Source organism: Streptomyces sp. CNX435 (assembly GCF_059570575.1).
This window is the reverse complement of the sequence record NZ_JCANTA010000020.1, coordinates 83,867-110,540: the sequence shown is the minus strand read 5'-3', so window position 1 is coordinate 110,540 and position 26,674 is coordinate 83,867. Positions and strand designations below refer to the sequence as shown.

Annotated in this window: 20 protein-coding genes; 11 read left to right on the top strand and 9 right to left on the bottom strand. The window is 69.9% G+C overall.

What is annotated here, in order from left to right; translation table 11 throughout:
* Positions 1–70: 70 nt before the first annotated feature.
* From T328_RS27380 to T328_RS27360, 5 genes are all read right to left on the bottom strand, one after another.
* Positions 71–1,312: a ketosynthase chain-length factor gene (locus T328_RS27380; RefSeq protein ID WP_496498859.1), complete on the bottom strand. Its 1,242-nt coding sequence runs from the start codon at positions 1,310–1,312 to the stop codon at positions 71–73.
* A complete protein-coding gene (locus T328_RS27375; RefSeq protein ID WP_496498858.1) occupies positions 1,309–2,568 on the bottom strand; it encodes a beta-ketoacyl-[acyl-carrier-protein] synthase family protein in 1,260 nt (419 codons plus the stop codon). The genes T328_RS27380 and T328_RS27375 overlap by 4 nt, the downstream gene beginning before the upstream one ends.
* 28 nt (positions 2,569–2,596) lie before the next feature.
* The gene (locus tag T328_RS27370; RefSeq protein WP_496498857.1) at positions 2,597–3,025 is read right to left on the bottom strand and encodes a cupin domain-containing protein; all 429 of its coding nucleotides are present in this window, start codon (positions 3,023–3,025) and stop codon (positions 2,597–2,599) included.
* A gap of 268 nt (positions 3,026–3,293) precedes the next feature.
* Positions 3,294–5,756 carry an ABC transporter permease gene (locus T328_RS27365; protein ID WP_496498856.1) on the bottom strand — a complete coding sequence of 821 codons (2,463 nt, stop codon included), beginning with the start codon at positions 5,754–5,756 and terminating at the stop codon, positions 3,294–3,296.
* Positions 5,757–5,761: 5 nt separating this feature from the next.
* Entirely contained in the window at positions 5,762–6,490 is a 729-nt protein-coding gene (locus tag T328_RS27360) for an ABC transporter ATP-binding protein (RefSeq protein WP_496498855.1), read from the bottom strand.
* 106 nt (positions 6,491–6,596) lie between these two features.
* Here T328_RS27360 and T328_RS27355 point away from each other — a divergent pair, with 106 nt between their 5' ends.
* On the top strand, positions 6,597–7,247 hold the full coding sequence (locus T328_RS27355; protein WP_496498854.1) for a TetR/AcrR family transcriptional regulator: 651 nt from the start codon (positions 6,597–6,599) through the stop codon (positions 7,245–7,247).
* Between the two features lie 149 nt (positions 7,248–7,396).
* Positions 7,397–8,035 (top strand): SMI1/KNR4 family protein, encoded by a 639-nt coding sequence (locus T328_RS27350; protein WP_496498853.1) that lies wholly within the window; start codon positions 7,397–7,399, stop codon positions 8,033–8,035.
* 319 nt (positions 8,036–8,354) lie between these two features.
* On the opposite strand, the gene T328_RS27345 is transcribed toward T328_RS27350, so the two are convergent.
* Positions 8,355–8,930 carry a hypothetical protein gene (locus T328_RS27345; RefSeq protein WP_496498852.1) on the bottom strand — a complete coding sequence of 192 codons (576 nt, stop codon included), beginning with the start codon at positions 8,928–8,930 and terminating at the stop codon, positions 8,355–8,357.
* A gap of 321 nt (positions 8,931–9,251) precedes the next feature.
* Here T328_RS27345 and T328_RS27340 point away from each other — a divergent pair, with 321 nt between their 5' ends.
* From T328_RS27340 to T328_RS27325, 4 genes are all read left to right on the top strand, one after another.
* Positions 9,252–9,698 carry a 3-keto-disaccharide hydrolase gene (locus T328_RS27340; RefSeq protein WP_496498851.1) on the top strand — a complete coding sequence of 149 codons (447 nt, stop codon included), beginning with the start codon at positions 9,252–9,254 and terminating at the stop codon, positions 9,696–9,698.
* Positions 9,695–9,892 carry an RICIN domain-containing protein gene (locus T328_RS27335; RefSeq protein ID WP_496498850.1) on the top strand — a complete coding sequence of 66 codons (198 nt, stop codon included), beginning with the start codon at positions 9,695–9,697 and terminating at the stop codon, positions 9,890–9,892. Before T328_RS27340 ends, T328_RS27335 begins: the two co-directional genes overlap by 4 nt.
* The gene (locus T328_RS27330) at positions 9,801–10,718 is read left to right on the top strand and encodes a CAP domain-containing protein (RefSeq protein ID WP_496498849.1); all 918 of its coding nucleotides are present in this window, start codon (positions 9,801–9,803) and stop codon (positions 10,716–10,718) included. The genes T328_RS27335 and T328_RS27330 overlap by 92 nt, the downstream gene beginning before the upstream one ends.
* Before the next feature lie 337 nt (positions 10,719–11,055).
* Complete coding sequence (locus tag T328_RS27325) at positions 11,056–11,586, top strand: glycosyltransferase family A protein (protein ID WP_496498848.1); 531 nt, start codon at positions 11,056–11,058, stop codon at positions 11,584–11,586.
* A 553-nt stretch (positions 11,587–12,139) separates the two neighbouring features.
* Here the strand turns inward: T328_RS27325 and T328_RS27320 are convergent.
* Positions 12,140–12,484 (bottom strand): hypothetical protein, encoded by a 345-nt coding sequence (locus T328_RS27320; RefSeq protein ID WP_496498847.1) that lies wholly within the window; start codon positions 12,482–12,484, stop codon positions 12,140–12,142.
* Between the two features lie 1,146 nt (positions 12,485–13,630).
* Between T328_RS27320 and T328_RS27315 the strand changes: the two genes are divergently transcribed.
* The 4 genes from T328_RS27315 (at position 13,631) to T328_RS27300 (ending at position 22,180) form a co-directional block, all read left to right on the top strand.
* Complete coding sequence (locus T328_RS27315) at positions 13,631–13,840, top strand: DUF5988 family protein (protein ID WP_496498846.1); 210 nt, start codon at positions 13,631–13,633, stop codon at positions 13,838–13,840.
* 34 nt (positions 13,841–13,874) lie between these two features.
* A complete protein-coding gene (locus T328_RS27310) occupies positions 13,875–15,194 on the top strand; it encodes a beta-ketoacyl synthase N-terminal-like domain-containing protein (RefSeq protein WP_496498845.1) in 1,320 nt (439 codons plus the stop codon).
* A gap of 15 nt (positions 15,195–15,209) precedes the next feature.
* The gene (locus tag T328_RS27305) at positions 15,210–21,728 is read left to right on the top strand and encodes an SDR family NAD(P)-dependent oxidoreductase (RefSeq protein WP_496498844.1); all 6,519 of its coding nucleotides are present in this window, start codon (positions 15,210–15,212) and stop codon (positions 21,726–21,728) included.
* A 308-nt stretch (positions 21,729–22,036) separates the two neighbouring features.
* The gene (locus tag T328_RS27300; protein ID WP_496498843.1) at positions 22,037–22,180 is read left to right on the top strand and encodes a hypothetical protein; all 144 of its coding nucleotides are present in this window, start codon (positions 22,037–22,039) and stop codon (positions 22,178–22,180) included.
* A gap of 95 nt (positions 22,181–22,275) precedes the next feature.
* On the opposite strand, the gene T328_RS27295 is transcribed toward T328_RS27300, so the two are convergent.
* Positions 22,276–23,757: an NsdA family TPR-like regulatory protein gene (locus T328_RS27295; RefSeq protein ID WP_496498842.1), complete on the bottom strand. Its 1,482-nt coding sequence runs from the start codon at positions 23,755–23,757 to the stop codon at positions 22,276–22,278.
* Between the two features lie 1,396 nt (positions 23,758–25,153).
* On the opposite strand from T328_RS27295, the gene T328_RS27290 reads away from it, so the two are divergent.
* Positions 25,154–25,471 carry a hypothetical protein gene (locus T328_RS27290; protein WP_496498841.1) on the top strand — a complete coding sequence of 106 codons (318 nt, stop codon included), beginning with the start codon at positions 25,154–25,156 and terminating at the stop codon, positions 25,469–25,471.
* A 117-nt stretch (positions 25,472–25,588) separates the two neighbouring features.
* On the opposite strand, the gene T328_RS27285 is transcribed toward T328_RS27290, so the two are convergent.
* Entirely contained in the window at positions 25,589–26,641 is a 1,053-nt protein-coding gene (locus T328_RS27285; protein ID WP_496498840.1) for a glycosyltransferase family 4 protein, read from the bottom strand.
* Positions 26,642–26,674 lie beyond the last annotated feature (33 nt).

Genomic DNA, 26,674 nt, shown 5'->3' with positions numbered 1-26,674 from the left:
TGCGCGGGTGTGCGCGGTGGTGGTGGGATTGCGTGCGTGGCGTGTCCGGTACGCGCCGCACGGGCCGCGGTCAGCCGTGGCGGCTGAGGACCATTGCCGAGTTGAAGCCGCCGGCGCCGCGTGCCACGACCAGCGCGTTGCGCACCGTCGTCTCGCGGGGCCCGTCGAGCACCAGGTCGATGCCGAGACCGGGGTCGAGTGAACAGGTGCCGGCGGTCGGCGGGATGACCGATTCCCGTATGGACAGCAGGGCGGTCGCCACGTCGAGTGCCGCGCCGCCCGCGAACAGCCGTCCGGTCAGCGTTTTGGGCGCGGTGACGGGGACGGCGGACGGCCCGAAGACCTGCACCAGGGCCTCCGCCTCCGCCCTGTCCCGGGCCGGTACGCCGAGGGCGTCGGCGAAGACCACGTCGATGTCCGCCGCGTTCGTTCGCGCCTCGCGCAGGGCCCCTCTGATCGCGCCCGCCAGTGCGGGGGGCCGGCCCGAGCCGGGGTGGGGGTCGAAGGTCGCGGCGTGTCCGGCGATCCGCCCGTAGATCCCGGTGGCGTTCCGGCGCAGCGCCGTGTCCTCCCGTTCGGCCACCAGGATGGCGCCGCCCTCGCCGGCCACGTAGCCCGCCGCGTCGGGGTCGAAGGGCAGGTAGGCCCGTTCGGGATCGGGGATCGTGCTCAGCTGCCCGCCGGGGAGCAGGTTGATCAGGCCCCACGGGCACAGCGGCGCGTCGAAGCCGCCCGTCAGCGCGGCCCGGAACGTGCCCGTACGCAGCAGGTGCGCCGTGTGGGCCGCGGCGTCGAGGGCACCGGACTGCTCGGAGACGAAGACCGAGCTGTGGCCCCGCAGGCCGTGCCGGATGGAGATCTGGCCGGTGTTGACCGCGTAGAACCAGGCGAACGACTGGTAGGTGCTGACCCGCTCCGGGCCGATGCCCCAGAGTTTCTGCAACTCCCGCTGGCCGAACTCGAAACCGCCGCACGCGCCGGCGGTCAGGACGCCCAGGTCGTACTCGCCGAGGTCGGCCGGAGCCAGTCCGGCGTCCGCCAGCGCCCAGTCGGCGGCGGCCAGGGCGTAGCGCGTCATGCGGTCCGTCTGCGGCAACAGGCGCGGGGACAGGTGGGCGTCGGCGTCGAAGTCGAGTACCTCGCCGCCTACGCACACGGGGTAGGCGCTCGTGTCGAAGCGCTGGATGAGGCCGATGCCGCTCTTGCCGGCGAGGGTCGCCGCCCAGAACTCGGCGGTGCCGACGCCGTTGGGGGCGACGACCCCGACACCGGTCACGACGGCGCCGTTCCCGGCGCCGGCCGCCACCGTCACCGCGCCGCCGCCTTCGCCGAGGGCCGGCCGAGCACCGCCGCGCTCTGGAATCCGCCGAAGCCGCTGCCGACGCTGAGTACGGTGTCCACCCGCTGCTCCCGCGCCACGTTGGGCACGTAGTCCAGGTCGCACTCGGGGTCGGGCTCGTCGTAGTTCGCGGTGGGCGGGATCACGCCGTACTCGATGGCCAGCGCGCAGGCGGCCAGCTCCAGCGAGCCGATCGCGCCGAGCGAGTGCCCGATCATCGACTTGATGGAGCTGACCGGCACCTCATAGGCGCGCCGGCCCAGGCTCCGCTTGAACGCGGCCGTCTCGTGCCGGTCGTTCTGCCGGGTTCCGGAGCCGTGGGCGTTGATGTAGCCGATGTCCTCCCCGGTGCGGCGCGCCTGCCGCATGGCGGCCCGGATGGCCTCGGCCATCTCGCGGCCGTCCCGCGTCAGGCCCGTCATGTGGTAGGCGTTAGACCGCGTCGCGAAGCCGCGGACCTCGGCGTACACGTGGGCCCGGCGGCGGTACGCCGCCGCCAGCTCCTCCATGACGAACACCGCGGCGCCTTCGCCCAGCACGAAGCCGTCGCGGTTGCGGTCGAAGGGCCGGGAGGCGTGCGCCGGGTCGTCGTTGTTCGTCGAGGTCGCCTTGATCGCGTCGAAACAGGCCACGGTGATGGGGGAGATGGGAGCGTCGGTCGCGCCGCAGACGACCACGTCAGCCCGCCCGGTGCGGACCAGGTCGGCCCCGTACCCCACGGCGTCGAGGCCCGAGGTGCAGCCCGTGGAGATCACGGTGACCGGGCCCTCCGCCCCGGTCTCCCAGGCGACGTCACGGCCGATGGAGGACGGGACGAAGTAGTCGAAGATGTGCTCCGCCGCGGCCTTGTGGTCGACCAGCCAGTGGGAGCCGTTGTCGCTGACCCGCTGGTAGTTCTGGTCGAGGCTGGTGGTGCAGCCGACGGCGGTGCCGACGCTGACGCCGATCCGCGCGGGGTCCTGCCGGGACAGGTCGAGTCCGCTGCTCCGCACCGCCTCACGGGTCGCGGCGATCACCAACTGCGTCGCCCTGTCGTACGTCGCCGCCTGCGTGGGTGTCAGCCCTTCGGCCGACGGGTCGAAGTCGACCTCCGCGGCGACCTGGGACCGGAACGGGGCGGGGTCGATCAGGGTCATCGTCCTCGTCGCGGTGCGCCCGGAGACCAGCAGTTGCCAGAACGCGTCCGTCCCCACCCCGCCCGGGGCCCGTACGCCGATGCCCGTGATCACCGCTTGCTTCTCCGCGTGACCGTCCATCTCAGCCGCCCACGCTCGGTGGCATGCACTCGGGATCGGGCACGGGCTCGGTGTCGACATGGCCGAGTTCGGGCCGGGGCGCGAGGGGGGCGATGTGGAAGACGGCCCGCACGGCGACGGTCCCGCGGTTCTCGATGCGATTGCGCTGCCCGCGGGTGATGAGCAGCGACTCGTCCGATCGCAGCGGTACCGCTTCGCCGTTGACCCGGACGACGGCGGAACCCTCGATCACGTAGAGGAACTTGTCGGAGAACGGATGGTAGTGCTCCGTGACGACTTCTCCGGGGGCCAGTTCGAGGTGTCCCATGAAACCGGAGACGGCGCCGACCGACCCGGGCGTCAGCAACGCCCTTGTGCTTCCCCCCTGTCGGCGGCTCGGCGCCACGTCCGCCAGGGCGACCCTGGCGGCCACTGCCTCGGTTTCTGCCATGACTTGTCCTTTCACTGCCTGAATTGACCTTCGTGTCCGGGGGAGCAACTCCGAGGCAGGGGCGAGGAAGGAGCGCGGTCGGCGAACGGTGGACCCAGGCATGAATTCCAGGAGAGCTGAACCCGGCCCACCGGTAGCGGCGATGAAGATATTTCGCTTCGCTTGTGATGTATCCACCGGGTTCCACTGAAAACGGTGAGGCTTTCTAGGCCACTCAGGTGGGTGTAATTTTGCGATCAGTCTGACCGGCGGTGGGCGGGCGCGTCGTTCAGGAGCCCGCTCTGGCGCGCAGGGCCGCGCCGACCGGCAGCACGGTGCCGATCTGGGCGAGCAGGGTGGACACCACCGTCACGGCGATCACCGCCGGGTACGGCACCACGACCGGAGCGGTGCCGAACAGCTGGAGCAGCGCGCCCGACAGCCCGGCCAGGTTGACCGCCGTCGCCGCCAGCGCAAGCACGACGCCGATGGCGGCCACCAGGAGGGCCTCGGCGAGGAAGAACCGCACCACCTGCCTCGGGGTCGCGCCGGTGAGCCGGAGCACCGACAGGTCGCGCCGCCGGTCGGCGGTCGCCATGAGCAGCGTGTTGAGGATGGCGATGAAGCAGAACAGCATGATGATCACGGCGGTGGAGCGCTGCCGTACCTCGGTGAGGTGACGCGCGTATGCGTGCTCCGAGGCGGCCAGCTCGCCGGTGGTGAGGAAGTCGGCCCCGGTGCCGGCGACCGCCGTGCGGATCGCGGCGGTGGCGGCGTCCCGGTCGGTGCCCGGTGCGAGCGTGATGTAGGCGCGCCGCGCGAGCCCGTCCCGGGCGAAGGCCGCGGTCCCGGAGAACTTCGGCGGCAGGTAGGCGACGTCCTCACCGGGCAGCGCCCGGTAGGTCGCCGCGACCCGCAGGTCGGCCCGCCGCCCGTCCGCCATGTGCACGGGCACCGTCGAGCCGGCCGGCATCCCCCACTGGTCGGCCACGACCATGCTGTCGCCGTCCAGGTCGTCCAGGGAGCCGTCGGTCACGGGCAGGTCCACGGTGTGCCGCAGCGCGGCGGGATCCACGACCAGCCCGTCGTTCTCGTCGAAACGGTCTTCGTCCTCGGTGTAGATGGTGGTCAGGAGGGGCGCCGCGATCCGCACCCCGTCGATGTGCGCGATCCGGTCGACCACCTCCTGGCTGATTCCCGGGGTGCCGTCGGGGGCGAGTGCGAACTCCGCGCGTACCCGGTCGTGCAGCCCGCTGTCGCGGGCCGCGCCGAGCGAGTCGGTCGCCGACAGCAGCGAGAACGCCAGCCCGACCGTGAGCAGGACCGGTGCGGTGGTCGCGGCGGTACGCCTCCGGGAGGCCAGCACACTCTGTCTGACCAGCATCGCGGTCGGCCCGGCCGACCGGCGGAACGGCCACATGAGCAGCCTGGCCAGCGGCCCGACGGCCAGCGGCGCGAGCAGGGCGGCGGCGAGCACCGGGACGGTCAGCGAGACGACGTACGTCGTCGGCGACAGGACGGTCGCCGGGTCACCGGTGGCGATCCACACCGTCCAGCCGATCCCGCACAGCAGCCCGGCCACCCCGAGCAGCCGCCGGGCCGGCGTCGTCCCGGTGCCGTCGACGGACGCCTCGCGCAGCGCCTCGACCGGCCGGATGCGTCCGGCGCGCCGGACCGCGGCCATCGCCCCGCCGACCGCGACCAGGACGCCCACCAGGAAGGCGCCGGCCAGCGGTGCCAGCACCGTCCAGTGCGCCGATGGCTCCACCGTGAACCAGGGGGGTGAGATCCCCATGCCGATGAGCAGGCCGGCGAGCAGTCGCGCGCCGACGAGGCCGAGCGCCGCGCCGGCCGCCGAGGCGATCGCCCCGACGAGCAGGGCCTCGCCGCGCACCATCGCGCGCACCTGCTTCGGGGTGGCGCCGACCGTACGGAGCAGTGCGATCTCGCGGCGCCGCTGGACCACCGTGAAGGCGAAGGTGGAGGCCACCACGAAGACCGCGGTGGTGCCGGCGACGCCGGCCATCACCGGGACCAGCGTGAGGGTGTTGTCCAGAGCCTCGCGGTCGCGTGCCTCGCTGGCGTCGGCGCGGTGCCGGTCCGGCCCGGTGAGCACTTCGGCGCCGGAGCCGACGGCCGCGCGCACCCGGTCCGGCGGCCCGAGCGCCACCAGCGCGTCGACGCGCGGGGACAGCCGGGCCGCCTCCGCTTCGGTGAAGAAGAGCGCGTCCTCCCAGCCCACCGGGTCGACGGTGCCGCTGACCGTGTACTCGGAGACGCCGTCCGCGGTCAGCACGGTCACCGCCTCGCCGGTACGTGCCCGGCCGTGCGCGACGACGATCTCCCGGTCGGTGGCGGGCGGCGTGCCGTCCGTGAGCCGGTATCCGCCGAAGCGGGCGACCGGCCAGGGGTGCCCGACCTGGTCGGCGGAGGCGCCGCGGAGCTGGGCGTAGAACGACCGGTCCACGACGGTCTCCCCGCTGGCGGCGACGTCCCTGCGCACGTCCCGGGACAGGCCCCGCGCTTCGGCCGGCGAGCGGACCCCGAGGTCGTGGTGCGCCGCGTTCCAGCCCGGATCGGTGGGCCGGACGACCACGGGCGCCCCGGCGAACCGCTCCACGGGCCGATCGGGCAGGTCGAGCATGGTCATCAGCACCAGCCCCATGGCCGCGACCTGCGCGACGCCGAGGACCAGCGCAACCGTGGAGCCCAGGAACGACACCCAGCGCGCCCGCAGGGTCTGCACCGCCACCCTGATCACCGTGCCACCGCCAGACCGGTCACGCGCGCGGCGACCGCGCCGGGATCGGGCCGGTGCAGCTCACCGGCGAACCTGCCGTCGGCGAGGAAGACCACCCGGTCCGCGTAGGCCGCCACATGCGGGTCGTGGGTGACCAGCACGACGGTGGTCGTCTCGGCCGCGATTCCCCGCAGGATGTCCATGACCTCGCGTCCGGTGGTGAGGTCGAGCGCCCCGGTCGGCTCGTCGGCGAACAGCACGGCGGGGCGGGTCACCAGCGCGCGGGCGAGGGCGACGCGCTGCTGCTGGCCGCCCGACAGCTGCCCGGGCCGACGTCCCGCCTTGTCCTCCAGCCCCACCTGGGCCAGCGCGCACCGTACGGCCTCTTTGTCCGGCCGGCGCCCGGCGAGCCGCACCGGCAGCGCCACGTTCTGCCCGGCGGTCAGCGACGGCAGCAGGTTGAACGACTGGAAGACGAATCCGGTCACGTCGCGCCGCAGCCGGGTGCGCGCGGTCTCGTCCAGCCCGGTGATGTCCGTCCCGTCCAGGATCACCCGGCCCGACGTCGGCCTGTCCAGCGCTGCCGCGCACTGCAGCAACGTCGACTTGCCGGATCCCGACGGGCCCATGATCGCCGTGAAGCTGCCCCGCGGAAAGGCCAGATCCATCCCGGACAGCGCGGTCACCGCGCTGTCACCCGAGCTGTACGTCTTGGTCAGCGACTCCACCCGCACTGCGTCGTTCATCGATTCCCCCCGTCGTCGGCCACATCCGGACCAATTGTGAACGGCGTCCACATTTACGTGGGGTACGCTAGCCGGGAAAGTGGATGCTGTCCACATAGGAGTGGCCATGGGTACGCGGACGGGGCCGAAGGCAGCCGAGCCGAGAAGGGCGACGTACCGGCACGGCGATCTGCGAAACGCGCTGATCGCGGCAGGACTTGAACTCGTCCGGGACGGCGGACCGGACGCGGTGGTCCTGCGCGAGGCCACCCGGCAGGTGGGTGTGGCACCCAACGCCGCCTACCGGCACTTCGCCGACCGCCGCGCGCTGCTCAGCGCCGTGTCCCAGGTCGCACTCGCTCGGCTGGCCGCCGCCATGGAGACCGAGCTGGCCGCCCTGCCGCGCGCAGCCGGCCCCGCGGAGTCGCCGCGCGCCCGGCTGCGCGCGCTGACCACCGGCTACCTGAACTTCGCGAGGGCGGAACCCGGGCTGTTCCGCGCCGCGTTCGTCACCACCGGCATGGACGACCCCGGCAACGAGGAAGCCGCGGGTCCCGGCGGCCGGACCGCGTTCCAACTGCTAGGCGCCGAGCTGGACAACCTCGTCGACACCGGCGCCCTGCCCCCTGAGCGCCGCCCCGGCGCCGAGTACTTCGTCTGGTCAGCCGTCCACGGCCTGGCCGTGCTGCTCATCGACGGCCCCCTGCGCGGCCTGCGACCCGCGCAGGCGCAGGAGGCGGCCGGCCGGCTGATGGACTCGATCGAGCGGGGCATCTGACCCATGGCCACAGCCCACCGGCGCGGCAGTGCGCTACCCCCTCGGCGGAACGTGCCCCTTCGAGTCGCCTGCGGTGTGGTGGTAAGGACGGCTGATGATGACGGGTGTGGAGCCCTCGGGAGCCATGGCGGGGTGCGACAATCCGTCCCGTGTCCGAGGAACTCTCGCGTTGGTACCGGGGCCGCCTGGTGGGCGGTCCGTTCACGCCGTTCGACCCAGGCGTGTGCGCCGCGCTGGAGCGGGAGATCGGGCTGCCCCTGCCATCCGCGTACCGCTCGTTCCTGGCTGCCGCTGGCGGGGAGAAGCTGGACTACTCGGTCCGCCTCCCGGCTTGTGAACCGGAACCGGTCCAGAGCTTCGACGCCCTCCATCAGTTGGGCCGTGACGACGCCGATGAGTACGGCTGGGGAACTCTCCTGGGCGAGTACCGGCGCGCTTGCGATGGGTGGCTCGCTGAGAACGTGCCGCTGACCGGCCTACTGCCTATCGCCCGAAACGGCGGCAGCGACATCCTCTTCCTGGACCTGAACCCGGCCACTCATGGCCAGCTCCATGCGTTCGTCCACGCTATCGCCTGGCCGGGGTATCTGGGCAACCATGTCTTCACGAAGGTCGCCGACAGCTTCGACGCCTACCTCGACGGCCTGTTCATCGACCCCGACATGGCTGAGGACGCCTGGGCCGACCTCGCTGACAGCGATCCCTCGGATCCTTGGCGGAAGACCGTTGAGGAGTGGCTGGACAAGGAACTGCCGGCCTGGCGTGCTGAAGCCTGGGCCCCCTCCTGATCTGGAGGCGCTTGCCTCAAGCGTCTTTGGGTCCCCGGGGACTCCGCAGGGCTGCGTAGCCCAGGTGGTCCGTGGACGGCCGGCGGGGCTTGGCGGACCATCCGGATCCAGGCTCTGGAGTGCGTGGCCATGGCCGGAATCCCGGATTCGCGGAGAATCGTCGCAACGCCGTAGACGTGCATCGTCCGCCCGGGCATGCGGCCGGGAAACACCAACGGGCAGTCCGAGTTCGCGGCCGTGCTGAGTCCGGGGCGAGAAGCGAGATGAACCCGGATCACGGCTGCCGCCTCCGGAACGTCGATCCAGTCTCTGCCGAGCTTCACCTCCAAACCCGTTCGGGCCTTCCCGGAAGTCGTCCATGCACATCGTCACGACCCTGGCGAGGGGTTGTCCGAAGAGGACGAGCATGATAGCCCAGTAGAGAGAGTTGTTCGCGTGTCCGCGCGTGCCACCGCGTGTAGCGCTCGATGAGGCGCCGCTGATCAACATCGGCGATCGTGTCGAGCTTCGAGGTGAGCCAGCGGCCGTAAGCGATCAGGTTCTCGTCGCGCCAGGGAAGGCAGCCGTGAGCGGCGAGCAGACCCCTCAGGTATTCGATCGTTCTGGATCTCGGCAATGAGTCGAGTGCGTCGTGACTGAGTTCGATGTCTCCAGCAGCCAGATCACGTAAGAGTTCTGGTACGCGCCGGTTCACGTGGATCCAGACCCATCCGCTGTTCGGCCGGGGCATCCCCGTGGTCGCCTCCGCGAGCGGCCGCAGCCTCTCGGATATCTCCCCGTCCGGACCCGCCAGGAGCTTGTTGATCCGGTCCGTGAGCAGGCACCGCCGACAGATATTGGAAGCGCTGGCCAGGTTCTCCTCGCCGCATCGCTTGCATCGCACGTCGAGCGGCACGCCGCAGCAGCGGACGCAGAGGGGACGCGCTTCGGTGCCAGCCGGGTGCTGTCAGGGGCGATCATCCGCAGACCCGCTGCAAGACCTACGAGGGCGGGCGTGCTCCTACACCGGCAACGACCACACCAAGGAGTCCTACGGCGAACCCGCCTTCCGTTCCCTGCTGCTCGGCGGCGTTCGGTACGTCACCGACCGGACCAATATCGACTGCCACCCCGAGGTGGGTTACGCCACTTTCTACGACGGCAGCCTCAAACGACGAAGCGACCGCTTGGTCGCACCACGCACACCTCCATGCCGCTTGACACCAAACGACATGGGGTGTCTGACCAGAAACGGCGGTATGGGTTTGTACTGGTACAGCGGACCGCGGTTCACCTCGTACTCGCTGAAACTCGACTGGAAGCCGGCTGGCGACAACAACTCAGCTCAGATGTCTTCATCGGCTTCCGGCGGTCGAGCACGGCTATGAGATCCAGATCGACGCCACCGACCGCCCGCGACACCGCACTTAATCTGCCGGGGGAGTGGAATCACTTCGAGGCGCGGGTAGAAGGTGAGCATGTGCGTGTCTGCCTCAACGGCGTACTCATCAACGATTTCACCAACACCGATCCATCCCGCTCGCTCGCCGGGCACGTCAGTCTGCAGAACCACGGCGCAGGCGATGACGTCTCGTTCCGCAACGTCCGGCTCCTGGAACTGTGCGTCGGCACCGGGCCGGTCCGAGGCGCCTGTGGTACGTGCGTGGACGTGGCCGGGCGTTGAACGCGGACAGTGCGAAGCTGCAGCTGGACGGGTACAACGGCGGCCCGGCGCAGCAGTGGAGCCGGATCCTGCAGACCTGGCGGGCGCTCGGCAAATGCCTCGATGTGGCCGGCGCGAGCACCGCGAACGGCACCAAGGTGCAGCTCTACACCTGCCACGGCGGGGACAACCAGGGGACCGCACCGGCGAGGTGACCTCGCCGTCCGCGGTGTGTGGCAGTGCCGTCGTCCGGATGCCGCCGTCCGGCCGCCAGTCCTCCCGGTCTCCCGGAGACCTGGGCGCGCACCCGGCGGTTCCGGGAAGCGAGTGGAAAGTTGTGATCCCGGTGCGCACCGCCGATCTCCTGCGACGTCGGACCGACCGATGATCAGCACGGAGTGGCGCGGATGTGCACCTGGACGACGACGCCGAGCGGGCCCAGGTCCTTCCCCGGTGAGCAGCGGTGAGCGGCGTGGCCGCCACGGACGGAGCGCTCGCGGACTGAAGATCCGCATCCTGGTGGGCGGAGTCGTGGCGGCCACTGCTCTCACTGCGGCCGGTACCCCCGCGCTGGCGCGCCCGTCCGATGACTCGAAGCGGAGCTCCGCGGCCGTGCGCCCCGAGGCGCCTCCGAAGTCCCCGGAGCTGAGCAAGTCCGCGAAGTTCGAGAGGCGGCTCCTGATCCTCGTGAACGCCGAGCGGAGGGAGGCCGGGTGCGGCCCTCTGCGTATGGCCCCCCGCGTGCGGGGCGCCGCGCGGGCGCACGCCCGGGACATGGCGGTGCGCAGCTACTACGAACACGTCAGCCCCGAGGGGGAGCACGCTGACGCCCGGATGCGGAGGGCGGGCTATCCGGTAGGGGCGTGGGGCGAGAACATACACAAGGGACCGACGAGTCCCAAGGCCGCTATGCGGGACTGGATGAACAGCCCCGGACACCGCATCAACATGCTCAACTGCGCCTACACGGACTTCGGCGCCGGTGTCAGCCTGAAGGCCAACGGCCCCTGGTGGGTGCAGAACTTCGCCACACACAGCTGACCCAGGGGACGTCGGTGGCGGTGCGCCGGCCGGTGGTAAGGAAGGCGGTGACGGCGCGGTCGCCGCAGGCGTTGCCGTTGTTCAGGTACGTACCGCACGGTGGAACCGAAGACAGCCGCAACCGGTTGATTCCGGCATCCGCCGCTCGACGGACCTCCTCGACTGCGGGGTCGCCAGGTGCCGTTGGCGCCGGCGGATGCGCGGTCGAGGCGAGCAGGTGCATCGGGCGCATTCTCCACCCCGGTGCGGCGGGTGCCCCGCCCGGTTCCGGGGGCGGCGACGAGTCCACGACCACAACGCCCCGCCGTGCCGGCGGCCGCGTCGTCCCTGAGCAGCGATGAACCGCCGGCACCTCGCGCGCCCGCAACTCGCTGTCACCACGAACCGCGGAGCCGTGCTCCTGGCCGCCACTGTCACCCTCGCCGCCCTCGCCGGCTGGGCGGCCCAGCACGCCGTGCCCGCCGCGGGCTGGAGCGATGGCGAGGCCACGCGGCAGGCGGCGGTCCGGCTCGCCACGTTCGGGCTGCTGGCCGCGCAGACGGCACTGCACGTCGTGGAGCGGCCGAGGAGGCTTACGCCTCGCGCTCGCCGACTGGCGGCTCTGCACGTCGCCGTGATCATTCCTGTGTACAACGAGGACCCCGGCTACCTGCACCTGGGGCTGGAGTCGCTGTTGCGGCAGACCCGGCTCCCGGACGGCGTACACGTCGTCGACTACGGGTCGACGTCCACGACGTATGACGCGGATGCTGGCCTGGTGGTTGCCCGCGGCCACGGGCAACCGCACCAGTTGGCAGCGCACCCCAACCGCGGCAAGCGGCACGCCCAGGCGTCCGCGGTCGCGGTCTCGCCCGAGGCCGATGAGTAGGTCGCCGTCGACAGCGAAACCTGCCTGGCGCCGAACGCGCTTGAGTAACTCCTCGCGCCCATGGCCCGGGACGAGGTGCAGTCGGCGGCCGGCATCCCTCGCCAACGTGAACGCCGGCTGGCTGACAGGTATCACGGACCTGTGGTTCGTGACCGGTCAGCTGATCGACCGCAGCAGCCTCTCCGACCTTGGCGCGGTTCTCGTCAACAGCGGGCCGCTGGCGGCGTATCGGGCACCGGCCGTGCGCGATATCCTCGCCGCCTGCCTCGCCAGGTCTCTGCGACCTCCCGGAAGGTGGTCATGCCGGCGTCGGGATCGATGCACGTGCCACGGTCAAGCGCCGAGCCGATCTCCGCCGCGCGGGCTTCTGCAACACATGGGTGCATCGCGCGCTGCTGGGGCTGCCTTGCAGCGGTTTGCGCGGCCGCGGTGGCTCTGCCCGCAGGGTGGGCGTCGCCGAGTCGTCTGACGTTTCATCCGGTCGCACATGCGGCCGGACAAGCTCCCGGCGGTGGCCGCCGCGACCCGCGGCTGCCACCGCCGGTACCTCAGGTCAGTCAGCCGACAGAGGGGTCCTCTCACAACCGAACCCGAGCACCGTCACCGGCACGGCGGCCAGCCCGCTATCACAGGTGAAGCTGCCCTGCGGTGTGTTGACGATGAAGGGGCCGTCGATCACGCCAACCCTCGGCGCGCCCGGCGACGAGATGCAGTCGAAGCCGGCGACGAGACTGAGCGTCTTGATACCTCCGTCGCAGTCGTACGTCGGGACCTGCTGCTGAGTCGGCTGGACGGCGAGCGCCGTTCCGGTGGCCGAGGCCGCCAGCGCCAGAGTCGCGACAGCGCCGACCGCCACGGCCCGCGCGGAACGCCGGGCCGATCGCATCCTGTTCATCACTTTTTGCTCCTGACTGTGTGAGATCACCCGTGAGCACCGAACGCGCGAGAGAGATTTTCCTGCCGGGGTGCCGGCACCACGCTCGGCATTCAGTAAGATCAGACTGAACCACTCCGAATAACCTCAACAGGGCGCGAGACGGGGGCGAAAGTGCGTTTTCGGGCGCGCCGGTTGCGTTTCGTCGCCAGGTGTTCCGTTTGCCGACCTTCCGTCACCGTTCGCGGTCGTCCTTACGAAACGAATCATTCGGACACCCCTGATCGCGCCGGTGGTACATCTCGGAGTCACGCGCTCCATCTTTCGGATGAGTTCGCACGCCTATTGTTGCACTTGAGTTCCTCGTATGGAGTATTGGAATCGTCCACCCGGTGGACCACTCGCCCTCTCCAAAGTCGACATTGCCGTGCGTTCCCGCTGAAGAATTGGATCTGCCATCTGGCGTCCGCTCAAGGCGCCGGCTGGTGCGACACATGACTCATCGGACGATCCGGACTCCAGTGCGGCCACGACTCGCTGTTACCTCTTCCGAAAGCGGAGTTCCGGAAAATCGAAGCAGACCCGAACTCGAATGTTGAGCCAAGGAGTGATCGTGCGGATCTCATCCGATCAAGGGCCGACCGGTGGCGGGAACGCAGCCATCGTCACGGCAACAAATCACGCCAACGCCTCGGCCATTAGGTTCAGCATCGGAGGTGTGACCGCGGCAGTTGGCAACGCTACATCGATCTCGGAGGCCCACCTCTCGGACGTCCGCATATCCTAGCCGGGCATTACCGGCAAAGTGTGCGGTTCTTGTGCTGTGGCCGGCTCATCGCCGAGGTGCGCGCGGACGCCGCCGCCACGGCAGGTGGCACCAACAACGAACGTCGGCACGTCGCGCCTGCAGGCACCTGCCTAGGCCGGAGCGAGGACATTCCGTTCGGCGCTGAGATTGGCCCACGCGGTCATCCCCCGCCTGGGAAGCCCGCCCTCGGCCTGTCCACTGAGGCCACCTTTCTGGAGGGCATTCGCCTCTTTCTGGCAGAATTCGCAAACGCATCCTGCACCACCTGGCTGGCCTTTATGTCGCCACCCGAAAGTAGCTTATGTCAGCAGGAATTCGGGTAAATATTCTTCGTGATCGGGCGTCGCCGGAAGGACAGCCTAGTGCCGCATTCGAAGATTGTCATTCTCGCTGATTGCCCGTTCACGATTCCACCCTTGCCGTATTCGACTGGGGCCGACCACGAGAGCAAGGTCAAGATTCTCCAGGGGAACGGCTATGAGCACTTCGAATTTTGCGGCGAGTATGTCGAGGTGAGCGGAATTCTCACGCCGGTCTATCAATGGCGCAATCGCACCTTTATTGCGGAATAGCCTCGCGCCGCCAAGCGCCCGCCCCAGACAAGGAATGCAGATGAACCGATCCAGGAGTTCCCAGGACGTTGTCGTCACCGGAATGGGATTCTGCTTGCCAGGCCACCCCACACCCACCTTCACTGCCGACGATCTCTGGCAGGTCGCGTCCCGCGGCGGCACCTTTCTGAGAGCCGCGCCAATGTACTACGGATCCGTGGATCTCACCTCCGGGATGTTCGCCGAACGCCTCCCGGACGTTCCCGAGTTCTTCTCCAGGCACTACACGGCGGCCCACCGCTTCGGCTTGGTCTCTCTCGCCGAGGCATGCGCGGACGCCGGATTGGAGCTCCGCTCTGCCGCGCTCGCCGAGGCGGCCATCCTTGTGGGGCGCGGTGGCATCGATGCCAACATCGACAGCTACATGTCGGTGCTGGGCGCCGATCCGGCGAGCACCAGCCCGCAGGAGGCGATGGAACTCTTCGTGGCCGCCGAGCAGGCCATGACGCCTTCCGACGTGTCCCTCGTCCAGGCGGCGCTGACTTGTTCCACTGGCCCATGCTTCACGATCTCGTGCGGCTGCGCTTCCTCCGCCGTGCAACTCGGCCAGGCGCGAAGGCTCATCGCCCAGAACGAGGTGGAGGTCGCCGCCGTGACGGGCGTCGACGTCTTCAGCATCGGCTTGATCGGAAAGGTCCAGCGGCTGCTGCGCGACGCGCAGCGCACGTACGATGCTCTGCGCACCGACGGGATGCCGGAGCTCGTCCCCTCCTTCGAAGACCTGATGCGGCCGTACGACCGGCGCGCCCGCAGCATCAACCACGGTGCGGGCTCCGCCACGCTCATCGTGGAGAGCCGTGCGCACGCCGAGCAGCGCGGCGCGCATGTCTACGGCCAGATCCTCGCCACGGCCATGACCCGCGACGGGCTGGGGAACCCGCTCGCCTGTGACGATACGGGCGCCGAGCTGGTCAGAGCCGTCCGTGGCTGCCTCGGGGAGACGTGGAGCCTGTCGCAGATCGGCTACGTGCACGGGGGCAGTGACGGCAACACCGTGGTGACCGCGTTCGAGTCCGCGGCGGTCAGGAAGCTGTACGGCGACTCCGCCGACCTGCTGATGACGTCGCAGGAAGGCATCTTCGGCCACAACGGCTCCGCGGCCGGCTGTCTGGGCGCCGCACTGACGCTGTTGATGATGGAACACGGTGAGGTGTGCCCGACGGCCAACTGCGAGCAGCCCGCCGAAGGACTTCCCTTCGACCCCGTGCCGGGCACGAAGACCCGCCCGCTCGACTTCGACCACGCGCTCAGCTTCAACTACCAGGTCGGTGGCGTGAAACACGCCATGCTCCTGGGCAGCGCGGACGCAGTGTAGGGAGAGAGGTCAGTCATGGACGACAACCCACACACGCCGGCCCGCGTGCACGACGAGGCTGCCGGGCAGGCAGAACGCGGGGAACTCCTCGATGCCGCGCGGAGGGGGAGTGGCGCGGAGATCGCCGTGCTCGGCGCGGGTTGCCGGCTGCCCGGCGACGCCGATTCCCCTGCCGCCCTCTGGCAGCTCCTGGCGGACGGACGCGACGCCGTCGGCGAGCTGCCCCCGGACCGGGCGGAGCTGAGTGCTTGTACGGACGCTCAGCTCCGCCCTTGGGGCGGCTTCCTGCGCGACGTCTCAGGCTTCGACGCCGACTTCTTCGGCGTCTCCGGCCGTGAGGCCGAAGTTCTCGACCCGCAGCACCGGTTGCTGCTCGAGGTGGCATGGGAGGCTCTCGAACACGCCGGATTCCGCCCCGAGTCACTCAACGGCGTGCCTGTGGGCGTCTTCACCGGCATGAGCTACCACGACTACATGGACGGGCTCACGGGCCACCCGCGCGAGCTGGAGGGCTCTGTCCTGACCAACGGTCATTGTGTCGCCCCGGGCCGGATCTCCTACCTCCTTGGCCTGCGAGGTCCGTCGCTGTCATTGGACACAGCCTGTTCCTCCTCCCTCGTGGCGCTCCACCTGGCTGCCCAGTCCCTCAATGCGGGCGAGTGCGAGCTCGCTCTGGCCGGGGGAGTGTCGCTCATCCTCCAGCCCCGGATCACACAGTCGTTCGCGCGGATGGGCATGCTTTCGGCCACCGGGCACTGCCACGCCTTCGACGCCGCCGCCGACGGCTTCGTGCGGGGGGAGGGCTGCGGCGTGGTCGTGCTCAAGCGACTCGCCGATGCGGTGCGGGCGGGCGACAGGGTGCTGGCCGTGCTACGTGGCTCGGCGGTCAACCAGGACGGTGCCTCGGAAGGACTGGCCGCTCCCTCCCCCGATGCTCAGCGGGCCTTGTACATCCGTGCACTGTCCGCGGCGGGCGTCGACCCGCGCGACGTCGGCATGGTCGAGACACACGGCACCGGCACGCCGGTCGGCGACCCGGCGGAGTTCGCCAGTCTGGCCGCGGTGTACGGCGAGCGCCGGACCGATGGCGGCCGGTGCGCGCTGACGTCGGTGAAGACCAACCTCGGCCACCTTGAGCCGGCCGCCGGCATCACCGGGCTGATCAAGGCCATCGGCAGCCTCGGCCGGGGCCTGATCCCCCCCAACCTCCACTTCACCGCCTGGAATCCGGCGTGCCGGCCCGAGGGCACGCGACTGTTCGTGCCCACCAGGCTTGGCGAATGGCCGGTCCGCTCCGGGCCGCGGCTGGCTTCCGTCTCTTCCTTCGGATTCGCCGGGACCAACGCCCACGCGGTGCTTGAGCAGCCTCCCACCAGGAGGTCACGCGGTGGCCGGGGCAGGCCGAAGCCGGCGGTGCCCGCCCCCGCGCCCTCGCCCGCACCGGAGGTCTTCCTGGTCCCGGCCGGCTCGACCGCTGTGCTGCCGGCCGCTGCGCTCCGCCTGGCCGAGTGGCTGGAGGGCGGCGGTGCGGGCGTGCCGCTTCGGGACATCGCCCACACGCTCGCGATGCGGCGTAGCCCGGGACGTGGCCGGCTGGGTGTCGTGGCCGATTCGCACCACCGGCTTGCGGAGTCGCTGCGGATGTACGCCGCCGGGCAGACGGAGCCACATGTAGTAACGGGCTCGGTCGGCTCGGGTATCTCCCGCCGGCCGGTGTGGGTCTTCTCCGGGCAGGGTTCCCAATGGACCGGAATGGGCAGCGGACTGCTCGGCACCGTGCCGGACTTCGCATCGGCGCTGGCAGAAGTCGACGAACTCATCGGCGCCGAGGCCGGATTCTCCGTGCTGGATGTGGTGCGCCAAGGCCAGCCGGTGAGCGGTTGCGGACGGGTGCAGCCGGTGCTCTTCGCACTGCAGATCGCCCTCGCCGCTGCCTGGCGTGGCCACGGCGTGGAGCCGGCCGGAGTCATCGGGCACTCGATGGGTGAGGTGGCCGCCGCGGTGGTCGCCGGGGCGTTGTCGCTGCCGGACGGGGTACGGGTGATCTGCCGCCGCTCCGCGCTGCTGGAGCGCATCGCCGGAAGCGGTGCCATGGCGAGCGTCGAACTGGACGCGGAGACGGTCGAGGCGGAGATCGCCGAAGCCGACGCGGACCCCGACGTCCCGGCCGGGCAAGTCTCGATCGCGGTACTCGGCGCCCCCGGGTCCACCGTCGTGTCGGGCGACGCGGACCGCGTACACCGGATGGTGCAGGACTGGCAGGCGCGCTGCATTCCGGCGTCCACCATCGCGGTGGACGTGGCCTCCCACTCGTCGCAGGTGGACCCACTGCTCGATGATCTCCGCGCCGCTCTCGACGGCCTGACGCCCGGCTCACCGCGCCTGCCTTTCTACTCGACGGTGCATGACGACCCCAAACAGCAGCCGGCCTTCGATTCCGACTACTGGTGCGAAAACCTGCGTCGCCCGGTACGGTTCGCCGCCGCCGTAGCCGCCGCGGCAGCCGACCGCCACCCGCTCTACGTGGAGATCTCGCCCCACCCCGTGGTGAGCCGGGCCCTCACCCGCAGCCTCACCGCACTGACCGATCAGGCGGCCGAGCCGGTGGTACTGCCCACGCTGCTTCGAGAGGAGGACGAACTCGCCACGCTACGCGTCCAGCTGGCGGCGCTGCACTGCGCCGGGGGCTTCGTGGACTGGTCCGTGCTCTACGCGGACGGGCAGCTCGCGGAAGTGCCCACCATCGCGTTCGACCGCACGCGCCACTTCACCCGGCCGGAGATCCCTCAACCTCGCCTGGAGGCGGAGGCAAGCCCGGCCGGCGCGGATGGTGACCCGCTTCCCGGCAGGCGCACGGAGATTCCCGGAACACCGCTCCGCCTGTGCTGGCACGGGGACACCGGCATCTCCCGCCTCCCCTGGCTGGCGGATCACCAGGTGTACGGCTCGGTGGCTCTCCCGGGCGCGGTCCACTGCGCCATCGCGTTGAGCTGCGCCTGCGATGCGTTCAACGCCAGACCACACGAGGTGGAGATCACCGACCTGCGCTTCCTGGAGCTCCTCCGGCTCACCGAGCGAACCCCCGTCAGCACCACCGTGACAATGACGGACGCCGACCACGCCCGGTGTGAAATCTACGCACAAGGCGAGAAGGACGCCTGGGTACTGCAGGCTACGGCTGTGCTGCGCCGCCGCGCGCCTGTGCCGCGTCCCTCGCCCTCATCGGCTGACTCCTCCGCCTCCCGGCATCCCCGGCGCCTCGACCCGAGCACCCTCTACGAGAGCCTGCGGGCCCGTGGACTCACCCACGGGCCGGCCTTCGCAGGGGTGACGGAGCTGCACGGCGCAGAGGACGGCGAGAGCTACTGGGCACGGATCGAGGTCCCCCAGAAGGCCGGGCAGTCCGGGCACACGTCGCTGCGGATTCATCCCGTGCTGATCGACCTGTGCGCCCAGCTCGTCGCCACCCGGCTGATCGAGGAAGCCGATTCGGGCACGCTGCTCCCGGTCGGGATGCGGGACCTGCGCGTCCTGGGCGATCCGGCCACCGCGGTGTACTGCCACTCGCACATCGTCGAGAGGACCGATGATGCCCTCATCGGCAACGTGCGGCTGCTGGACCAGGCAGGCAGGCCCGTGCTGTCCATCGACGGCCTGAAGTTCACACGACGCGCGGCCACTGATTCCAAGGCGGTGGACGGCTGGTTCAGCGGCATCAGATGGCACGAGTCCCCGCGCCGTACACCGTCGCAGGAACTGTCGGCGCCCGGCACGACGCTGATCATCAGCGAGAGAGAGCAGAGTACCGAGAGTCCCCGTGCGCTGGCCCGCGCAATCGAGTCGGTTGGCGGGAAGGCAGAGGTCTGGGAGCAGCCCCCCGCTCAGGAAGGACTGCAGGGGCTGGCGGCCTCACTCGCCGCGCGGCTGGGGACGTCCGAGGAGCCACCCCGAGCGGTAGCGGTGCTGTGCCACAGGGAGGTGGGGCAGGACCCGGCGGTGGTGGGCCTGCGGCAGGTCAGGCTCCTGCTCGCCGTCGCACAGGCGATCACTGGAGTGGCGGCTGGGCCCGTGCGCCTCTACGCCGTGACGCGGGGCGCTCGCCGGGTGCGCCCCGGCGATATTGCCGATCCGGCCCAGGGAGCGCTTCGCGGCGTGGTACGGGTGCTGGCGCTGGAGCACCCCGAGTTGCAGGCCACTCTGGTCGATGCGGATGCCGACTCTGGCTCTGGCCGGGACACGGGCAATGGCGGCAAAGACTCCGCCATGCGGGAGCTGGCCCGTGAGCTGATGTCTGACCAGGCGTACGACGCCGAGGACCTCGAGGACGAGGTGGCGCTGCGCGGCGGAGTGCGGCACGTTGCCAGACTGGAGCGGACGCCACTGACGAAGGGCGAGCGAGCTCCCGTCGCCGCACGCATGGCGCGCAGCGGCGAGGACGGATTCCGGCTGCGCGTGGTCCGCCCCGGCGATCTGACGAGCCTGCAGCTGGCCGAGTCACCCCGGATCGCGCCCGGCGCCGACGAGGTGGAGGTGCGCGTGACCGCCACCGGGCTGAACTTCCGCGACGTCCTGATCGCCCTCGGCCTGCTCCCCGACGCCGGCGCCGGGGCGACCGACTCCCGCGAAAGGATCGGTTTCGAGTGCGCCGGCGTCGTCACGGCCGTCGGCCCCGGCGTCGAGCACTTCCGCGTCGGGGACGATGTACTCGCCGTGAATCTGGAGGGCGGCGCTTTTGCCTCGTTCGTCACGCTGCCGGCCAGAGCCGTCACTTCGATCCCTCCGGAACTCGACGCAGTCGCCGCCGCCGGGCTGCCGATCGCCTACCTCACCGCCTGGTACGCGCTGCGCCACGTCGCGCGACTGGTCCCCGGGGAGCGTGTGCTGATCCACTCGGCGACTGGCGGTACGGGACTTGCGGCCATCGCCGTCGCCCGGCATCTGGGGGCAGAGGTGCTGGCCACGGCGGGTAGTGAAGAGAAACGCAAACATCTGCGGGCCATGGGGATCACCAAGGTGATGGATTCCCGAACGCTGGACTTCCGGGACCAGACCCGGGAGGCGACCGGCGGCGAGGGCGTCGACGTCGTGCTGAACTCCCTCTCGGGAGCGGCCATCCGGGCCGGGCTGGAAACACTCCGCCCCTTCGGACGCTTCATCGAGCTGGGCGTGCGCGACATCCTCTCCGATGAGCTGCTCGGGCTCTTGCCGCTGCGGCACAACATCACGTTCCGCACGGTCGACCTGATCGAACTTCAGCGATCACAGCCAGAGGTGTTCGCAACAGTGCTGCGGGAGGTGCTTGGCGAGTTCACGGCGGGCGGGCTCACGCCCTTGCACTGCACGACCTTTCCCATCACCGCCGCCTCTGAGGCGTTCCGGCTCATGGCGGGCGCGCGCCACTTGGGCAAGCTGGTGCTGACCGCGCCAGCGCAACACGAGACCGTCGCCGTGCTGCCTGCCGTACCGGTGACCGCGCGGCGGGACGGGGCCTACATCATCACCGGCGGGCTACGCGGCGTGGGACTGGCCACCGCGCGGTGGCTCGCCCAGCGGGGCGCCGGTCATCTGGTGCTGAACGGGCGTACAGCGCCCGCCCCCCAGGCCACGGCAACACTGCGCGACCTCGCCGTTCACGGCACCAAGATCACGGTCGTGCTGGGCGACATCGCCGAGCAGCACACCGCCGAGCGCCTGCTGGCCGCGGTCGGGGAACAGCCCTGGCCACTGCGGGGCGTGGTGCACGGCGCAATGGTGCTGGCGGACGCCGCCGTCACCACACTGGACGAAGAACGGCTCCAGAAGGCATGGAAACCGAAGGCCGACGGCGCGTGGCACCTGCACCGGGCCACCGCCTCTCACCGGCTCGACTGGTTCGTGGTCCATTCCTCCATGGCGTCGCTGCTGGGGAATCCCGGCCAGGCCGGGTACGCGGCAGCGAACGCGTGGCTGGACGCCTTCGCGGCCTGGCGAACGGCTCTCGGGCTGCCCACACTGGCGATCAACTGGGGCCCATGGGGTGAAATCGGGGTAGCTACCGATTTCGCCCGACGCGGATACCAGACCATCCCTACGGAGAAGGGATTTCGGGCGCTGCAGGAACTGCTGGAGCACGGGAGCGCCCAGGCCGGGGTCATTCCCGGAGACCCTGTGACATGGATTCCCAGAGCCGGCTGGAGCAGGGACTTCTTCAGGCTCGTCAGGCCGGACGACGACGCCGGTTCGAGCGGAAACGCGGGAAGCCCGGGGGAACTGGTGGAGCGGCTGCGCTCCATGCCTGCGGGACCCGCCCAGCTACAGGCGTTGGAGGAGTTTCTGGCCGAGCACATCCGCGCGGTACTGCGGCTCGGCGCCCGCATCGATCCGCAGACCCCGCTGCGCAGCCTGGGCTTCGACTCGCTGCTGGCCACCGAGGTGCGGGCGCGCATCGAACCGGTCCTTGGCGTGCGACTGGCCGGTAACTTCGTGTGGCGGCACCATACCCTCGCGGCACTCGCCGAAGGGTTGTCCGAACGCCTGGGACTGATTCCCTGCTGAGGGTGCCGCACACCTGACGGGCTCCGGGGCGTGATCGAGCCGTTCCCGGAGCCCGTCGTCCAGAGCGGACACTCCTCGCGGCACCCTTTGCAGAGTCCCCCTGAGGTCTTCGCCTTCACCGCGCCGGAACCTCAGCGCCTCCACGACAGGCGGTTCACGCCCTCCGGCCATCGGAAATCCACTGGTACAGAACGTACTCGGTCTCCCGCTGCCGGTCCTCGACCTGGTCGGCGTGCTCGCCCCCGCATCCGTCGTCGGGCTCATGGGCGTCTCCGGGTGCTCGTCTCGCGCACCTCCCCGCAGCCCTCGTGCGCTCACTGGTCGCCGTCACCGCCACCCGCGCCGGCGGCCGCGCCGGACGCCACAAGCCCGAACTCGGCCCCCGCCAGATACATCTGGCGGGGGAGATGTACGACTCCGGCGGCTACACCGTCCAGCAATTCGTCGACTGATCAGGCGTCACCCGCCCGCACCTCTACCGCCGCCCCGACAAAGGCTCTGCCGCAGCAAGCCCCGCTGCGGTGCCGGCCCTGAAAGTCGCTGACCGCTACTTCGCGGCCGGTGTCTGAGCCAGGAGTCCGGGGTCGGCAGCGTGCCAGCGGCCTACGGCCGTCTCTCCGGCCCGAGCCTCCCCTCGTTGTCCGCTGCTCAACGTCATACCGCTGCTGGCCACCTGATCCTCGAACTCCCGCCGCGCTTCGCTGTCTCGGCTGCGATTCAGGCGTTGGCGGAAATCACTCAGGTACTCCATGCCGAGGTGAGAGCGCAACCCGCCGAGTAACTCCATCGCGCGCAAGGCGTGGTGGCACCCTTCGGTCACCTCGCCGGCCTCGGCTCGTGCGGTGGCGAGCAACAGCAGATCGATGGCGCGACGGCGCACGTCTCGCTGGGGTAGTCCATCAAGCGCTGCCAGCGCCCAGCGCGCCGACTCCGCCGGACGGCCCAGGTCGCGGTAGCAGTGAGCCAGCCCGTCGGCCAGGTGCGCCGCGGTGAAGTCTGCAAGCCACTCGGGCTCGCCGTCCGAGGATGCCTCGTCCAATGTCTTGATAGCAAGGTCCGCGCTCTTCTCGCAGGAGAGTGCTTCGCCGACCAGAGCGTGCCCGCGCGCCTCCGCCAGGTGAAACAGCGCTTCCAAGGTCGGGGTCGAGTGGTTGCGGGTGCCGCCACGGGCAGCGAGGGCGAGTGGCACCACTTCTCGCGGGTGGCCAAGAAACGGCGCGATATTGGCCATACCGTCGGCCAGCACGAATCCACCGAGCGCGCGGTCGCCGGCCGCCTGGGCCAGGCGGAGCGCCTGGATGTAGTAACGCTGCGCCAGGCTGGGACGGCCGATGTCCACCGTCATGAGGGCGGTGTGCTTGGTGAGTTGCGCAACGGCGGCGAAGAGCCTGCGGCCGATCGCCTCCGTGTACGTGCCTGTGAGCAGCCCGGAGACGAACGCGTTCAGATAGTGCACGGTAAGCGAGCGAGTGTGGCCGCCGCCGAAGCTGCGGTCAAGGCTGGACAGCGCCAGAGTCGTCTCCCGTACCGCCTCCACGTCAGTAATGTGCACCTGCGAGCCGCCCTCACGGGAGACCTCGGCGTCGCATCCTGTGATGAGCCAGTCGCGGCTGGGACCGATCAGGGTAGAGACCGCCACCGTAGGCCCGAAGACCACGCCACGGGGATCGGCATCGCAGGACCAGAGCTCGCACGTCACCTGGGTGGCGTCGGCCAGATCTGACGCAAACTTCAGACCGACGTTGCTGGCCAGATTCTTTCCGTACGCCATGCCGATTTCGTCCAGCGATACGGTACGGTCAAGTTTCTCGCTGAGTACTTCGCTGATGATCACGGCCGTGCGGATCCGAGGACGCTGACCACGTACCCACCGGCTCACAGAAGTCTTGTCGTGACGCAGGTTGAGACCGCGCTGGCTGCCTCGAGTGTTGACTCGGCGAGCGAGTCCGGCGTTCGAGATCCCCGCCTCATGCAGCAGGGCCTCAAGTCTCTGATTCGGCTGGCGAGAAACAAGCTTACGGGCAGCCATCTCCATCCTTTCAAAGAACCTCTGAGTGTAACGAACCTGCCGACACTCAACGAGGAAATTTGACCAAGCGGCCGAATCCCAGACTCCCCGCAATCATTCTCATGCATCAGATTTTATTGGGCAACCGCGCAGGGAGGTGAACCGGCTTCGAGGCTGCATGTACGGGCGCGCAAGTAGCATTTGAGAAGGAGACGCTCCATCGCGCACCGCATCCACCTTCTAATTAGTTATTCCTTTCAAATGCGGTATCGGCGGGAAGAGGTGCTGCAGGGCGCGACGAAAGGCGACGCGTTGGCAAGCGCCCAGGAGTCGTCAGCTCGGCACCATCGGCACAGCCTCTCGGCAATCCCAGGAGGGAGGGATGAACGTGCAGGTCGGGGCGCCTCCTGCGCGGCATCGGCCGCGACCTGGGCCTCGACTGTTATGCGGTCGCCAGCTCGTGTTCCTCCGCATCTCCATCCCCCGTGGGGAACTGAACCAGCCGTGCCACAAGATCAGCAACCGACTCGATCACGTGTGCGCGGGCAGCTCCACCCGCGCGCCGCACCTGCGCCCCGAGCTGCAGGGCGAGCCGCGTCAGGCAGCCGGTCTACCGTCAGGCCGCCTTTCGGTGACATCCCGTCGCGGAAACTCCACCCGGATTGCTGCGGTCATCGGCTTGATCCGATGTTGTGCTGAGTGAACTTCACGTGGTAAATGATGCGGTTACTCCGATGCGGCTTTCCGGCCGCGGGAAGGGCGCTCCGCGCGAATGGCAGAGTGCTCTCCCCGGGGGACTTCGAGAGCCCCGGCCGGCCGGGGGGCGGGGGTCGGCCGGGGCCGCTTATTAGTGGCCCTCACGCGCCGGCGGAGGCGTCGGGGGGCTCGGTCGTCTCCTTTGCTCAAGATTCGAGTTCGCGTTTTCCGGATTCCCGGATCGGGATGCCTGCGGGGCGCGCGCGGTGCCGCCGGAGTCGAGATGGACTGATAGGAATGAGCCGCACCAACCGATGCTTGACGCTGGCACCGGCTGACGGGCAATTGGCGCCGCCAGTCACCGTTACTGCGGAGCTGATGGCGACCCACCGATGGGACAGTTCCAGTACTCCATACGGGGGCCCGGGCCGCAATAGGTGATGTGCGAACTCACCCGTAAAGCGGAGCGCGTGACCTGAAAATGTACCACCGGCGCGATCCTGACACTCCAGGGCATGTTCTCGTCACAGCGGCCGCTCGCGCCGAACCGCAACCCGTGCTGCCGTAAACGCATCTTTGCCACCGCAGCGCGCCTGTTTATGTACATTCAATCGGGGCCAGTCTGATCGTGCTGAATGCGAGTGCCGGTTCCCGGAAGGAAAGCCGGATTCTCGCACTCGGTACTCAACAGTGATCCCGCACGAGCAGGAGTTGACTAGGAATGAAGAGAATGCGAACGGTACGGCGTTCCGCGCGGTGCCTGGCCGTCGGTGCCGTCGCCGCACTGGCGCTGACTGCCACCGCCGCCGGCACAGCGGTCGCCGCCCAGCCGGCCCAGCAGGTGCCGACGTACGACTGCGAGGAAACGGCCACGACTGCCGGCCTCGTCTCGGCCTTCGACTGCGACGCGTCGGCCGGTGCCCCGACGCTGGGCACGATCAACGGCCCCTTCATCATCAATACACTCTCCGACAGTTGGACCTGCGACGACGGGCTGGCGGTCGTGCCGGTGCTGGTGGTGGGATTCGGCTGTGAGTGACCCGGCCCAGGTCTGCTGACCGATGCCGTAGCGGGGGCGGCCGCGCACTGCAGCCGCCCCTTGCCGTGTGAGCTGACCTGCTGCCCCTTGGGCGGCCGCAGAACCGGATCGGGGCATTCAGTGCAGCAACGTCTCGTACCACTTCTCGACTCGGCGGGCCACTCTCGGCCAGTCCAGTGTCTCGGCCGCCTGCCTGCCCAGCGTGCCCATCTGCTCCCGCGTGCAGGGTTCGTCAAGCACCTTGGCCACGGCCGCCGTCAGCCCCGCTGCCGAGCCCGACGCGAAGACGCGGTACGCCGCCGGGTTGGTGACGACCGGGTCGAGGGTGGCGTGGGAGGAGACGATGACCGGCGTGCCGAGGGCGAGTGCCTCCAACGCGGCGGTCGGCACGCCCTCTCCCTTCCCGGCGAGCCTGCGGGAGGCGAGCACGAAGATCTGCGCCCGCCCGACGAGGTTGTAGACCTCTTCCTGCGGCAGCGCGCCGGCCAGCTTCACCCCGGGGCCCGCCGCCGCCAGCCGCGCGAGCCGGTCGCGTTCGGGGCCGTCGCCCGCGATCACGAGCCGAAGTCCGGGGCGGTCGCGGCTCAGCTGGCGGAACGCCGTGATCAGAAGGGCGTGGTCCTTCATCGGATTGAGGGCACCGACGGTGACGATCAGGCCGGGCTCGCGGGCGGACGCGGGGACGGGCGGCGGCATGCGGGAGAGATCGAGTCCGCTGGACATGACGAGGATGCGCCGCGCCTCCACGCCCCGCGCCATCAGGTCGGCGGCGGTTGCCCCGCCCAGCGCCACGAACCCGGCCGCGTACCCGAACGCGTGCCGGGCCAGCCGGCGGTGGCGTTCGCTGAGCGTCGCATGGACGGTGACGAACAGGGGAACGCCCAGACGCCGGCACGCCGGTCCCAGCACGAGGAGTTCGACGTGGTCGCCGTGCAGGTGCACCAGGTCCAGGCCGTGCGAACCGCCCGCCACGGCTCGCAGGGCCAGGGCCGCCTCCGCCGCGGTGGCCAGCCTGTCGGACACCGTGGCCAGCACGCGGGACGTGGCAGACGGCCGCAGGGGTATCCGAGCCGCGCCGTCCGGAACGCATGCCCCGTGCCGGAACGCCAGCGACACCTGGTGCCCGGCGGCGATCTGCTCACGCGTCAGGCGTTCGACGTGACGTTCCATTCCACCGGGCTCGGGAGGGATCCGGTAGCTCAC

Coding starts and splice junctions, on each gene's coding strand:
- T328_RS27295 (WP_496498842.1), bottom strand. CDS start 23,757: ATGGCTGCCCGTAAGCTTGTTTCTCGCCAGCCGAATCAGAGACTTGAG.
- T328_RS27355 (WP_496498854.1), top strand. CDS start 6,597: ATGGGTACGCGGACGGGGCCGAAGGCAGCCGAGCCGAGAAGGGCGACG.
- T328_RS27360 (WP_496498855.1), bottom strand. CDS start 6,490: ATGAACGACGCAGTGCGGGTGGAGTCGCTGACCAAGACGTACAGCTCG.
- T328_RS27325 (WP_496498848.1), top strand. CDS start 11,056: ATGAACCGCCGGCACCTCGCGCGCCCGCAACTCGCTGTCACCACGAAC.
- T328_RS27290 (WP_496498841.1), top strand. CDS start 25,154: ATGAAGAGAATGCGAACGGTACGGCGTTCCGCGCGGTGCCTGGCCGTC.
- T328_RS27285 (WP_496498840.1), bottom strand. CDS start 26,641: ATGGAACGTCACGTCGAACGCCTGACGCGTGAGCAGATCGCCGCCGGG.
- T328_RS27370 (WP_496498857.1), bottom strand. CDS start 3,025: ATGGCAGAAACCGAGGCAGTGGCCGCCAGGGTCGCCCTGGCGGACGTG.
- T328_RS27305 (WP_496498844.1), top strand. CDS start 15,210: ATGGACGACAACCCACACACGCCGGCCCGCGTGCACGACGAGGCTGCC.
- T328_RS27330 (WP_496498849.1), top strand. CDS start 9,801: ATGTGGCCGGCGCGAGCACCGCGAACGGCACCAAGGTGCAGCTCTACA.
- T328_RS27310 (WP_496498845.1), top strand. CDS start 13,875: ATGCAGATGAACCGATCCAGGAGTTCCCAGGACGTTGTCGTCACCGGA.